Raw genomic sequence first — 12,009 nt, forward strand, 5'->3', positions numbered from 1 at the left:
GCCGCGATGTTCAGCGATCTTGGCAGCGACCTGCGCAGCGCGGGGCGTTACCTCGGGCAGGCGTTGCGGCTGATGGTCGGCCTGCCCGACTACGACACCTACGTCGCGCACATGCGCGAGACCCATCCGGACCGCGAGCCGATGACGTACGAGGAATTCTTCCGCGAGCGTCAGAATGCGCGGTACGGGTCGGGAGCAGGGAAGTGCTGTTGAGCGGTTGAAACGGCAGGAAAGAACGAAAAGGCGTCATGGCGTGAAAGCCATGACGCCTTTTTTCATGTCGCCGCAAGGCGACCGGCTCGTGCAACGCATGCCGCTGCGTACGGCCGTCAGTCGTTGTCGTGACGGAGCGCAAGCACCGCGGCGGCCCCCGCGGCGAGCGCGATCAGCGTCAAGGCGACGGCGAAACCGGTCGCGCCTGCCGTGAAGCCGACGCGGTCGATCGCGTACCCGGTCATCACGGGCATCAGTCCCGCCGGGAGGTAGCCGCCGATGTTCATGACGGCGTTCGCTTCGGCGCGCCGCGCGTCCGGTACGTGCAGGCCGATCAGCGTCAGGCCGCCGAGCTGCCCGAGGCCTTGTCCCGCGCCCGCGAAAAGCGCCGCCGCGACGAGGACGGCAGCCGACGACGCATGCACGGCGATGCACAGCATCATCATCGACAGCGTGGTGGCGACCGTGCCGGCAACGAACGTCGCACGGATCGATCCGCGCCGCGCGACGAACTGGACACCGGTAGCGGCGATGAACATCGCGCAGGCCATGCCGCCCGCGAGCAGCGGGCTGCGCACGTGAAGCAGGCGTGCCAGCAACGACGGACCCAACGCAAGCACGAAGGAGGTTGCGGTGATGCCCGGCCCGAACACGGCGACACCGCTGGCGACATGGCGCCGGTTGTGAACCGGCACGGACGGCAGACGTAGCGGCGGCGCGTCGCCTGGCGCCTGCGCGGGCTGGTTGCGCGGCAGCCGCAGCGCGACGGCCAACGCGCTCAGCAGGATCACGAACTCGACGCCGAAGACGAGGGCGACCGGATGCGCGGTGGTTTGTGCGGCAATCCCGGCGAGCAACGGCCCGAGCCCCGCGCCGAGCACCATGGCGACCGACGCGAGCAGCGCGGCCTTGCGGCGCTCGGTGCCCGCGAGATCGATCACCGACGCCATGCCCGCCGACACGATCACGCCGACCGCGATGCCCGTCAGCAAGCGGGCGACCGCGAGCATGGCGACGGACGACGCGGTCGCGAACAACGCGCACGCGATCAGCGCCGCGGCGAGGCCGGGCAGCAGGACCGGCTTGCGCCCGTAACGGTCCGAAAGCTGGCCGGCGACGAGCAGCGTACCCAGCAGGCCGGCGATGTAGAGCGCGAAGATGACGGTCAGCGTGCCGGACGAGAAACCGAGTGCGCGCTGCCAGGACACGTACAGCGGCGTCGGCGAGTTGGACAGCATGAACACGGCGGTGACCATCCAGGCGGCGTGCGCCATGCGAGGCGCGGAACGCGAGCCCGCGGGTCGCGATTGGGGGACGGCGGTGTCGGACATGAGTGCGCTCCTTGTACGAGTTTTTTCGAACTATAGTTTAGTTCGAAAAAACTCGTACAGGGTGATATGCTTGCGGACATGAAACGAACCCACCCTGAACGGGCGGCCGGCCTCGCGCCGGCGCCCGCGGATTTGCCCGATCCGCTGCCGGAGCCGGACGTCGCCGAGCTTCGGCTCGAAACCATTCTTGGCGCGCTGGCCGATCCGTTGCGACTGACGATCGTGCGGAAACTGATGCTGGAATCCGAGGCTTACGACCATCCTTGCGGCTGGTTCGGCTTCGATCGCCCGAAATCGTCGCTCACCCATCACTTCAAGGCGTTGCGCGACGCGGGCGTGCTGCGCCAGCGTCAATACGGGCTCGAGCGGCGCAGCCGCGTGCGCACGGAAGATCTCGATCTGCGCTTTCCCGGCCTGCTGAAGCTCGTGGCCGAGTGGGCGCCGCCGGCAGACAGCGACGGTTGACGGCTGCTGGAGGGTGGAAGGTGGAGGGTGGATGAGCCGCCCGGCGGCACGCGCCGGCTCGCCATGCGGCGGCGAGCGTGACGCGCCGGGCGCGCGGCGCCGCGGAGCCTTTCGAGTGCCGGGCTTGATCTGCCTGCAACCCGGCTTCGTTTCCCGGCCGGTATCATGTGAACCATTCAACCCGATGAACCCGCACAGGAGGAGCCCGTCGTGCATGCCGGTGAGCGTTTCAACAGCATTACCCATCTCGTCGGCGCGGTGCTATCGGTGGCAGGGCTGGTAACACTGGTGACGATGGGCGCGCTCGAAGGCGACGCCTACAAGGTGGTGAGTTTCAGCGTGTACGGTGCGATGCTCTGCGTGCTCTACGCGATCTCGACGCTGTACCACAGCGTGCGTAGCCCGCGCCTGAAGGCCATTCTGCAGAAGTGCGACCACTCGGCGATCTACCTGCTGATCGCCGGCAGCTATACGCCGTTCACGCTGGTCACGCTGCGCGGCCCGTGGGGCTGGTCGCTGTTCGGCGTGAGCTGGGGGCTGGCCGTGTTCGGCATCGTGCAGGAACTGACGCTCGGGCGGCGCACGCGCATGCTGTCGATGATCCTGTACGTGGCGATGGGCTGGCTCGCGCTCGTCGCGGTACGTCCGCTGATCCACGCGCTGCCGCCGGTCGGCACCGCGTGGCTCGTGGCCGGCGGCCTGATCTACAGCGCGGGCATCTACTTCTTCATCAACGACGAACGCATCCGCCACGGGCACGGCATCTGGCATCTGTTCGTGCTGGCCGGCAGCCTGTGCCAGTTCGTCAGTGTCGCGATGTACGTTGCGTGAGCGGACGGCGGCGTCAGCCGCCGCCGGCGTCGTGTCGACCGGTCGTGGATCGACGATCGCACCGGCATCGGGTTGACGCATGTCGGCGCACCGGCACACGAGGTCGTTGTGTTCGCAACGCGTATGCGGACGTAATGCGATGAACCAGGGGGCGTGTGCAGGAAGATCCGCTCGTGCGTGGCGCTGTTCGTCGTGACACGCTTTCGCTTCGGGCGAATGATCTATTCGCCTTCGACCACACGAATCCCGACCGTGTGAGCGCCCACTTTCAGCACTTCCCTTGTTGCGATCCACCACGTCGCCATCGCAGACCCGGATATCGCCACAGCCGCCAGCAACGTCACCCGCATCGCCACCGGAAACGGCTGCACGGTCGCGATGCACGCGCCGAAGATCGCGACACCGAGCGCCGACCCGCTCTGCCGCGCCGCGTTCAGCGCGGCCGCCGCCACGCCCGCGCGGCGGCGGTCGACCGTCCCGAGTGCCGGCGACGTCGCGGCCGGCGAGATGAATCCCGATGCAAAGCCGATCGCGAGCATCGGCGCGACGGCGAGCCACGCCGGTGTCGCCGCACCGATGCCCGTCATCCCGAGCGCACCGGCCGCATAGAGCGCGAACGCGGCGCACATCGAACCGCGCGCGCCGAAGCGTGCAACGAGTCTGCCCGAGCACAGTCCGCCGAGCGCGACCATCGCCGTCATCGGCAGGAACGCGAGCCCGGTGTCGAGCGGGCTCGCGCCGCGAATCTGCCGATAGAACAGGCTGAGGACGAACAGCAAGCCGTAGAACACGAACGCCGATGCCATCGACACGAACGTCGATCCGGCGAACAGCCGGTTGCGGAAGAACGCGAGCGGCAGCATCGGTTCGCGGCGCCGCGCTTCGATCGCGATGAACGCGATCCACGCGACGGCGCTCGTCGCCGCGCCGCCGACGATCGGCGCGGAGCGCCAGCCGAGCGACGGGCCTTCGATCAGCGTGCCGATCAACGTGGCGATCGCGACGATGGCCGCGGCCTGGCCGCCCCAGTCGAAATGTCGCGACGCGTCGCCGGCGGCGCGCGTGACCGTGCGGGCGAGCCAGATGCCGGCAAGCCCGAGCGGCAGGTTCACGAAGAAGAGGCTGCGCCACCCGGACAGGTGGATCAGCAGGCCGCCGATCAGCGGGCCCGACGCCATCGCGATGCCGCCGCAGCCCATCCACAGGCTGATTGCCGATGCGCGCGCGGCCGGCTCGGGGAATGCGCGGTTGAGCAGCGCGAGCGAGCAGGGCACCAGCATCGCGCTGCCGACACCTTGCAGCGCGCGGGCGATCGCGAGCGCCGGGAGACTCGGCGCGATGCCGCATAGCGCGGATGCGGCGACGAAGATCGCGAGCCCCGCGACATAGACGGTGCGATCGCCCAGCCGGTCGCCGAGCGTGCCGCCCGTCATCAGCAGGCTCGCGAACGCGAGCGTGTACGCATTCACGATCCACTGCAGGCCGGCTATGCGGCTGCCGAACGTGTGGGCGATATCGGTGAGCGCGACGTTGACGATGGACGCGTCGAGCAGCACGAGCGTGTAGCTCACGCAGGTCGCGGCGAGCACGCGGCGGGCCGCGGCACGGTTCGGCGCGGCGGCCGTCATGCGCGTTCGGGCGCCGGCGCGGCGGCCCGCAGCGCGAGAAAGCCGACCCATCCCCAGTACACGCGATGATGCGCGATCAGCCCGTCGCGCAGGTCCATTACTTCGACGAGATCGACCTGGTCGCCTTCCGGCGTCGCGCGCGGATATTCCCACGTGAGCTGGCGCCCGTTCGAGAAGAACAACCCGGTGCGGTACCAGCGCCCGAGCCGGTTGCCCGGATTGCGCAGGCCGGCCGCGAAGAACGCACCGATCGCGGCCTTGCCGTGCAGCACGCCCGAGCCGTGATCGGGCAGCGTGACGACGATCAGCGGCGTTTCGAGCACCGCGTCGTCGGTATACAGCGCCATCAACGCATCGACGTCGCGCGCGACGACGGCCGCGTGCCAGCCTTCGTAAATGTGCCGGGCATCGGCATCGGGATGTGTCATGGCGGGTTCCGGAAGTGTCGATAACGGAACCCACTGTATGAGCGCGCCGTCGCGGGACGTTTCACGTCGACCCGAAACGTGGATGCCGCTGCGGCGAAGGCGGCGCTTATCGGCCGATTTCCGGCCGATTTTCGGCCGTTATCCGGCCAGCGCGTCGAGATTCAGCACGTACGACTTACCGATCCACACTGCGCAATCGCGATGGTCGCGCAGTTCGTCGCCCGTATTCGGATGCAGGAAGATATCCAGCGCGCCGTGATTCAGCACGAGCCACGGCACGATTTCGTCGAAGCGCGTGGTGTCGAACGCGATCTGGTACGACCACGCCGGGTGCGGGCCGACGAGGCGTTCGTGAAAGCGGCCGAGTTCGATGATCGCGCCGAACCGTTCGTCGACGACCTGGCGCAACGCCCACGCGGCGTCGCGGCTGGCCGCATCGAAATAGACGTGCGCATGCCAACTGTGGATCTCGGTGGTGTCGAGGGCAGCCATGGAAGGACTCGATAAAAATGGGAATGCATGAGGTGCCGTGCGAAACGGCCGATGCGTGATTATCGCGCGTCCTTGCCGCGCACGTCGTGTCGCTATCCGGCAAGCCGGATGCGATGCTTGTCCTGAATCACGAGAACCGTTCGATCCGGCAACGCCGCGGTTTGAGATATATATCCGCGGGTATCCGCACGCGCGATATCACACCGGAAGCCTTGCCGGAAGGTGCGCCCGCGGCGATCGCATCGGCAACACGTCATTTCCGAAATTGAAAAAGCGCTGTATGCACGGCCTCGGATCGTCTGAACAAATGCGATCAGGGCATTGAATGAAATAAGGAAATTCCGATTGGGCGGGATTCGCGCATGACGTGATTCGCGCACCGTATTCCGCAGCCGAAAATATCAATTGCGGAATCGGCTATTCAAGCGGCATGCAGCGCGACATACGATGCTTTCAACGCATCGTCGAACACGATCGATGCGGGGACAACCACCTGGAGGCCACTATGCGATCCCTCGTTCCCGTTGCGGTACTTTCCTGCGCACTCGTTGCGCTGCCCGCCGTCAGCTTTGCGCAGTCGACGGTTTCCGATGGGGCATCGAATGCCTCGCTGTCGAGCTGGTCGGCGGCGCGTGCCGAAACCAACGCGCAACTGATGCAGATGACGCGCGCAGGCTATCGCGCGACGTCGGCCGGCAACCAGAACTATCCGCTCGCGATGCAGCGTGCGCTCGAACGTGTCCGCAATCCGGTGCCGGACCGGTCGCGCGAAGAGCGGGCCGAGATGGAGGCGCGCGCCGCACGCGACGCGCAGGGCGGCCATCCGGTCAAGGCGTTCTTCGTGAAGACCGCGTACTACCTGAAGGGCGAGAACACGTTCTGATGCAGGAGACGAGCATGGCTTGCCCGATCCGATTTGCCTGCGTCGTGCGCGCGTCGGCGCTGCGCCGGCTGCCGGCCGCGCGAGCGTCGCAGCGGCGGGACGATACGCGCGGCGCGCGACGTCGTGCGAAACACCGCCGCCATGCGCGCCGTGATGCCGTTGCGTGCCGCACCGCGTGGCCGGCCGTCGCGGTGAGCGATGCGCCTGCAAGCGGGAGCCCGTCATGAAGGGCTCCCGGAAGCACCGCCGCCACGTGCCGCTGACCCGCGAGTGGTTGCTGCCACTGCCGCCGGTGCATGCGCGCGACATCTCGCTGAAATGCCACATGGCGCTCGTCGCGCTGCGCGGCGGGCATGGCAACGAGGCGCTGCTGATGCGGTTGCGCACGAGCGTCTACCTGGTGTTCCTGGCGCTCGACGATGCGGTGTGCGCGGATGCCGACATCGACCTGTGCGTCGACGCGGAGCGCGCGCTCGATGCGGGCGTGGCACGCGCGGCGCAAGGCGGCGCATGGACGCTGCACGACGACGAATGCGCGGTGCTCGAGCATGTGCTCGCGGCGAACGACACGTGCGTCACGACGCTCACGCGGCGTCGGCTGGCCGAGCTGTGGGAGCACGTCTGCGCGTTCGCGTCGAGCGGCCAGCCGGCGCTCGTCGCGGGCGCGGCGGAGAAGATCCGCATGCACGCAGCCGAATCGCTGGCCGCGTAGCGTCTCGCATTGGTTTTGCCGGGAGTCTGGAGGAGACAGGGCCGGCCGCACCGGCACGGCCGCCGTTAATCGCCGAAGCAGCGATTGCACGGCTGTCGCGGCCTGTCGTGGTCTGTCGTTTCCACAGGGTGACGGCGGAACGCGACTCGACACCACGGCCCAAAACAAAAGCGCCACGGAGCAGGCTCCGTGGCGCTTCTTTTTTCCCGCCGGCGCGGAAGGCAAGCCTCCCGCGTGGCGAAACGCGCTTAAGCGGCGGCTGCCGGTTTCGCCGGCTTCTGCAGCTTGCCCTTGCCGGCGCGCTGGATTTCCTCGAGCTTGATCTCGACGTGGCGCGAGAACACGTACTCGGCCGGACGCTGCTTGTCGATCGGAATGTCCGGTGCGAACGGGCCGTCGGTCTTGATGCCCTTGCGGCTCACGGCGAACGCCTTCAGCGGATGCGCCATCGTGTCCATCACGGCGGTCGCCTCGAAGCCGCAGTGGACCATGCAGTCCGCGCACTTCTCGTAGTTGCCGACGCCGTAGTTGTCCCAGTTCGTGTCTTCCATCAGTTCCTTGAAGGTCTTCACGTAACCTTCGCCGACCAGGTAGCACGGCTTCTGCCAGCCGAACACCGTACGCGCCGGGTTGCCCCACGGCGTGCACTTGTACGTCTGGTTGCCGGCCAGGAAATCGAGGAACAGCGACGACTGGCTGAACGACCAGCGCTTGCCGCCTTCGCCGCGCTTCAGGATCTCGCGGAACAGGTTCTTCGTCTTGTCGCGGTTCAGGAAGTGCTGCTGATCCGGTGCGCGCTCATACGCGTAGCCCGGCGACACGGTGATGCCGTCGACGCCGATCGGCTTGAGCGTATCGAAGAACTTCGCGACGCGCTCGGGGATCGCATCGTTGAACAGCGTGCAGTTGATGTTCACGCGGAAGCCGCGGCGCTTCGCTTCCTTGATCGCTGCGACCGCCTTGTCGTACACGCCTTCCTGCGACACCGAGTGGTCGTGCATCTGCGCGTCGCCGTCGAGGTGAACCGACCAGACGAAGTACGGACTCGGCTGGTAGTCGTCCATCTTCTTTTCCATCAGCAGCGCGTTCGTGCAGAGGTAGACGAACTTCTTGCGCTTCATGATGCCGCGGACGATTTCCGGCATTTCCTTGTGCAGCAGCGGCTCGCCGCCGGCGATCGACACGATGGGTGCGCCGCACTCGTCGACCGCTTCCAGGCATTCCTGGACGGACAGGCGCTGGTTCAGGATGGGATCCGGGTAATCGATCTTGCCGCAGCCGTTGCAAGCGAGGTTGCAGCGGAACAGCGGCTCGAGCATCAGCGCGAGCGGATAGCGTTTGTTGCCGGACAGGTGTTGGCGCGTGATGTACGCGCCGACGCGGACTTGCTGGAGCAGCGGAATAGACAAGAGATGTCCTCCTTAAACTTCGCGGGCGACAGCTTGCGTGAGCTTCGCCGGCAACTTGAATTCGACTTTTTCTTCACGGCCCGCCATCGTCGTGACGTCGACGGGGCCCAGCGCGCGCAACGCGCCGATTACATCTTCAACCATTTCCTCGGGCGCGGACGCCCCGGCGGTCAGGCCGACGGTCGTCGCATTCGCGAACCATTCGGCCTTGACTTCCGAACCGTCGGCGACGAGGTAGCTCGGCACACCGCTTTCGGTGCCGATCTCGCGCAGGCGGTTCGAGTTCGAGCTGTTCGTCGCACCGACCACGAGCAGTACGTCGACCTGTTCGCTCAGTTCGCGCACGGCGGCCTGGCGATTCTGCGTGGCGTAGCAGATGTCGCGCGTGTCCGGGCCGACGATGTCGGTGAACCGGCGCTGCAGCGCTTCGATGATGCCGCGCGTATCGTCGACCGACAGCGTGGTCTGCGTGATGTACGCGACCGGCGTGTCGACGGGCAGCGTCAGCGTATCGACTTCCGCTTCGCTTTGCACGAGGATCACCTCGGCCGGAATCTGGCCGATCGTACCCTCGACTTCCGGGTGCCCCGCATGGCCGATCAGGATCAGCCGGCGGCCCGCCGCGACGTACTGGCGGCCTTGCACGTGCACTTTCGTGACGAGCGGGCAGGTGGCGTCGAGCACGTCGAGCCCGCGCGTTTGCGCATCGCGCTCGACCGTCTGGGCGACACCGTGCGCGCTGAAGATCGCGACAGCGCCGTGGGGCACCTCGTCGAGCTCCTCAACGAATCGCGCCCCTTTATCACGCAGGTTTTCGACGACATGCCGGTTATGCACGATCTCGTGACGCACATAGACCGGCGCACCGTGCTGTTGCAGCGCGCGATCGACGATCTCGATCGCACGGACAACCCCCGCACAAAAGCCGCGGGGCTGGGCAAGGATGACTCGCATAAGTGAGCGAACTCCGACGACAGACGCCGGGGTTCGAGGAGCTGGCACTCGCTCGCTCGCCCCGGCTTGATGTTATGAAGGCAGGAACGAACCGGCCGGCCAGGCCCCGGAACCCCGAATTAATCGCGCATTTTAACTCTATCGGGCCGTCCTTGCTTTGGTGCTGTATCCGCCGTGTTGCATTTGCGGGAGAGCCGCGTCGGCGCTGGCGCGTGCGGAACCCAGTAAACTATGCGGTTTCGCGGGCAGCCGCTCCGGCTGCCCGGCGTCGCGCTCATTTCAAGGCCATTCGATGACCGTCGATTCTTACGCGTATTACCCGGCCGCCCGTGCGGTTTCGGGCGCTTTGTTCCTGACCCCCATTGATCTTGCCGAACCCGGCGCCCGGCAGGAGGCGCGCCGATGATGCTGGTTCTCGCTTTCCTGGTGTCCGGGCTGTCGCTGATCATCTGGATCGTGCTGCTCGTCGCGCGTGGCGGTTTCTGGCGCGCGGTGCCCGCGCGGCCGTTGCCGCCCGAGGCGCGCGGCGCCGCGGCCGAGGCCGGCTGGCCGGCCGTCGTCGCGGTCGTGCCGGCGCGCAACGAGGCCGACGTGATCGCCCGGGCGGCGACTTCGCTGCTCGAGCAGGATTACCCGGGCGAATTTCATCTGATCATTGTCGACGACCATAGCGACGACGGCACCGCCGACGCGGCCCGCGCGGCCGCGCTCGCGATCAACCGCGCCGACCGGCTGACGGTGCTGGCCGCGAAGCTGCTGCCGGCCGGCTGGTCGGGCAAGGTGTGGGCGCAGTCGCAGGGGATCGCCGCGGTGCAGGCGCTCGGCCTGCCGGCCGACTACCTGCTGCTGACGGACGCCGACATCGGCCATCCGCCGGACGCCGTCGCGCAGCTCATCACGCGCGCGCAGGCCGAGAACCGCGATCTCGTGTCGCTGATGGTGCGGCTGCGCTGCGATTCGTTCTGGGAAAAGGCGTTGATCCCGGCGTTCGTGTTCTTCTTCGCGAAGCTCTACCCGTTCTCGTGGATCAACAACCCGCGCAACCGGACGGCCGGTGCCGCGGGCGGCTGCATGCTGGTGAAGCGCACGGCGCTCGAGGAAGCGGGCGGCATCGAGTCGATCCGCGGCGCGCTGATCGACGACTGCAGCCTGGCCGCGCAGATCAAGCACCGCGGCAGCGGCCGCCACCCGATCCGGCTCGACCTGGCCGACCGCAGCGTGTCGCTGCGTCCGTACGACAGCTGGCGCGACATCTGGAACATGATCGCGCGCACCGCGTTCACGCAGCTGCACTATTCGCCGCTGCTGCTGGCCGGCACGCTGCTCGGGATGACGATCATCTATCTCGTGCCGCCCGCCGCGGCGCTCGCGTACGGTGCGCGCGCATGGCCGGCGTGGCTCGCGTGGGCGTCGATGTGCGCCGCGTATGCGCCGATGCTGCGCTACTACCGGCGCTCGCCGCTGTGGGCGCCCGCACTGCCGCTCGTCGCGCTGTTCTACGTCGGCGCGACGTTCGCGTCCGCGTGGCGCTACTGGCGCGGCAAGGGCGGCCAGTGGAAGGCCCGCGTGCAGGCGCCGGTGGATCGCTGAGCGCATCCCGGGAGGCGTGCCTCCCGGCAGCCGGAAAGCAAACAGCCTGATCGTGGAAACGGTCGGGCTGTTTCGTTTTCGGCGGGCGCTGCCTGCCGGTGCCTAGCGCTGGGTCAGCATCATGTACATCTGGACCACGACGTCCGGCGAGAACGTGAACGGCACCCAGCCGTAGCCCGTGTGACGGGCGACCAGCAGGCGGTCGCCGTTCGACTGCTTCTGCACGGCCATCATCGGGTTCTTCGTCGTCACGAAGCGCCAGCCGGCCGGGATGCCGGGCGGGGGCTCCGGCTGCATCGACGCCCGCGCATGCGCGAGTTCCTCGATCAACTGGCCCAGTTGCTCCGGATGCAGCGTGATCGATTCGCCGTTGATGGTCAGCGTGAGTTCGTTCTGCGTCGGACGCGACACGTGCAGCGTCGATTTGTCGGACGGCGCCGGCGTGTTGGCTGCGTCGGCTTCGACTTCGGCTTCGACTTCACTTTCAACCGGCGTGTCGGCTTGCGCCGTCGCGACGATTGCCGTCCCGGTGTCGGTCGTTGCCTCCACCGCTTCGGCCACGGCCGGCGCGGGCGCGTTCACGGCAGGTTCCGCCGCCGGCGTGCCGGCCGGCGCGGGTTCGACGACTTCCACCGCAACGGCCGTGGCGGCCATCGCGCTCGTCGCGGCTTCCTTGACGACGGCCTCGACCAGCGCCTCGGCGTCGGCGATGGCCTTCGCGTGGTGCTGCGCGGCCGCTTCGGCTTGTGCGATCGCTTCGGTGTGGCGTTGCGTGACGGCCTCGGCCTGCGCGGCGGCATCGGCGTGGCGTTGCGCGGCCGCCTCGGCCTGCGCGATCGCTTCGGTATGGCGTTGCGTGACGGCTTCGGCCTCGGCGGTGGCGTCGGCGTGACGCTGCGCGGCGGCCTGCGCTTCCGCGATCGCTTGCGCGTGCTGCTGCGCGAGCGCTTCGGCTTCGGCGATCGCTTCCGCGTGACGCTTCGCGGCGGCTTCGGCTTCCGCGATGGCGGCCGCGTGGCGCTGCGTGGCCGCTTCGGCTTCGGCGGTCGCGTCCGCGTGACGCTTCGCGGCGG

The 12,009-nt window shown here is 67.7% G+C and carries 13 protein-coding genes; 6 read left to right on the forward strand and 7 right to left on the reverse strand.

Annotated features, from left to right (window positions below; all coding sequences use genetic code 11):
- Positions 1-6 precede the first annotated feature (6 nt).
- Entirely contained in the window at positions 7-213 is a 207-nt protein-coding gene (locus L810_RS12240; RefSeq protein WP_006480280.1) for a YbdD/YjiX family protein, read from the forward strand.
- A 116-nt stretch (positions 214-329) separates the two neighbouring features.
- Here L810_RS12240 and L810_RS12245 read toward each other — a convergent pair whose 3' ends face one another.
- A complete protein-coding gene (locus L810_RS12245) occupies positions 330-1,487 on the reverse strand; it encodes an MFS transporter (RefSeq protein ID WP_051392229.1) in 1,158 nt (385 codons plus the stop codon).
- 135 nt (positions 1,488-1,622) lie between these two features.
- On the opposite strand from L810_RS12245, the gene L810_RS12250 reads away from it, so the two are divergent.
- Entirely contained in the window at positions 1,623-2,009 is a 387-nt protein-coding gene (locus L810_RS12250) for an ArsR/SmtB family transcription factor (protein WP_088611426.1), read from the forward strand.
- A 210-nt stretch (positions 2,010-2,219) separates the two neighbouring features.
- Positions 2,220-2,840, forward strand: a complete 621-nt coding sequence (gene trhA / locus L810_RS12255) for a PAQR family membrane homeostasis protein TrhA (RefSeq protein ID WP_021158676.1) — start codon at positions 2,220-2,222, stop codon at positions 2,838-2,840.
- 221 nt (positions 2,841-3,061) lie between these two features.
- Here the strand turns inward: trhA and L810_RS12260 are convergent, their stop codons facing one another.
- The 3 genes from L810_RS12260 to L810_RS12270 form a co-directional block, all read right to left on the reverse strand.
- Complete coding sequence (locus L810_RS12260; RefSeq protein ID WP_021158677.1) at positions 3,062-4,468, reverse strand: MFS transporter; 1,407 nt, start codon at positions 4,466-4,468, stop codon at positions 3,062-3,064.
- Positions 4,465-4,896 carry a nuclear transport factor 2 family protein gene (locus tag L810_RS12265; protein ID WP_021158678.1) on the reverse strand — a complete coding sequence of 144 codons (432 nt, stop codon included), beginning with the start codon at positions 4,894-4,896 and terminating at the stop codon, positions 4,465-4,467. The genes L810_RS12260 and L810_RS12265 overlap by 4 nt, the downstream gene beginning before the upstream one ends.
- Positions 4,897-5,034: 138 nt before the next feature.
- The gene (locus L810_RS12270) at positions 5,035-5,388 is read right to left on the reverse strand and encodes a DOPA 4,5-dioxygenase family protein (protein ID WP_021158679.1); all 354 of its coding nucleotides are present in this window, start codon (positions 5,386-5,388) and stop codon (positions 5,035-5,037) included.
- A gap of 505 nt (positions 5,389-5,893) precedes the next feature.
- Between L810_RS12270 and L810_RS12275 the strand changes: the two genes are divergently transcribed.
- A complete protein-coding gene (locus tag L810_RS12275) occupies positions 5,894-6,271 on the forward strand; it encodes a hypothetical protein (protein WP_042974193.1) in 378 nt (125 codons plus the stop codon).
- A gap of 223 nt (positions 6,272-6,494) precedes the next feature.
- Positions 6,495-6,983, forward strand: coding sequence for a hypothetical protein (locus L810_RS12285; protein ID WP_042974196.1), 489 nt, complete (start codon positions 6,495-6,497; stop codon positions 6,981-6,983).
- 248 nt (positions 6,984-7,231) lie between these two features.
- On the opposite strand, the gene hpnH is transcribed toward L810_RS12285, so the two are convergent.
- A complete protein-coding gene (gene hpnH / locus L810_RS12290; RefSeq protein ID WP_021158681.1) occupies positions 7,232-8,392 on the reverse strand; it encodes an adenosyl-hopene transferase HpnH in 1,161 nt (386 codons plus the stop codon).
- 12 nt (positions 8,393-8,404) lie between these two features.
- The gene (gene ispH / locus L810_RS12295; RefSeq protein WP_021158682.1) at positions 8,405-9,346 is read right to left on the reverse strand and encodes a 4-hydroxy-3-methylbut-2-enyl diphosphate reductase; all 942 of its coding nucleotides are present in this window, start codon (positions 9,344-9,346) and stop codon (positions 8,405-8,407) included.
- A 402-nt stretch (positions 9,347-9,748) separates the two neighbouring features.
- On the opposite strand from ispH, the gene L810_RS12300 reads away from it, so the two are divergent.
- Positions 9,749-10,936 carry a glycosyltransferase gene (locus tag L810_RS12300; protein WP_021158684.1) on the forward strand — a complete coding sequence of 396 codons (1,188 nt, stop codon included), beginning with the start codon at positions 9,749-9,751 and terminating at the stop codon, positions 10,934-10,936.
- 102 nt (positions 10,937-11,038) lie between these two features.
- On the opposite strand, the gene L810_RS48085 is transcribed toward L810_RS12300, so the two are convergent.
- Positions 11,039-12,009: hypothetical protein (locus L810_RS48085; protein ID WP_042974198.1), on the reverse strand; the 971-nt coding region annotated here is incomplete at its 5' end.

The sequence above is a fragment of the Burkholderia sp. AU4i genome, assembly GCF_000466765.1.
Lineage (GTDB): Bacteria > Pseudomonadota > Gammaproteobacteria > Burkholderiales > Burkholderiaceae > Burkholderia > Burkholderia cepacia.

Coding starts and splice junctions, on each gene's coding strand:
- L810_RS12240 (WP_006480280.1), top strand. CDS start 7: ATGTTCAGCGATCTTGGCAGCGACCTGCGCAGCGCGGGGCGTTACCTC.
- L810_RS12245 (WP_051392229.1), bottom strand. CDS start 1,487: ATGGCGCACGCCGCCTGGATGGTCACCGCCGTGTTCATGCTGTCCAAC.
- ispH (WP_021158682.1), bottom strand. CDS start 9,346: ATGCGAGTCATCCTTGCCCAGCCCCGCGGCTTTTGTGCGGGGGTTGTC.
- L810_RS12270 (WP_021158679.1), bottom strand. CDS start 5,388: ATGGCTGCCCTCGACACCACCGAGATCCACAGTTGGCATGCGCACGTC.
- L810_RS12275 (WP_042974193.1), top strand. CDS start 5,894: ATGCGATCCCTCGTTCCCGTTGCGGTACTTTCCTGCGCACTCGTTGCG.
- L810_RS12265 (WP_021158678.1), bottom strand. CDS start 4,896: ATGACACATCCCGATGCCGATGCCCGGCACATTTACGAAGGCTGGCAC.
- L810_RS12260 (WP_021158677.1), bottom strand. CDS start 4,468: ATGACGGCCGCCGCGCCGAACCGTGCCGCGGCCCGCCGCGTGCTCGCC.
- L810_RS12300 (WP_021158684.1), top strand. CDS start 9,749: ATGATGCTGGTTCTCGCTTTCCTGGTGTCCGGGCTGTCGCTGATCATC.
- L810_RS12285 (WP_042974196.1), top strand. CDS start 6,495: ATGAAGGGCTCCCGGAAGCACCGCCGCCACGTGCCGCTGACCCGCGAG.
- L810_RS12250 (WP_088611426.1), top strand. CDS start 1,623: ATGAAACGAACCCACCCTGAACGGGCGGCCGGCCTCGCGCCGGCGCCC.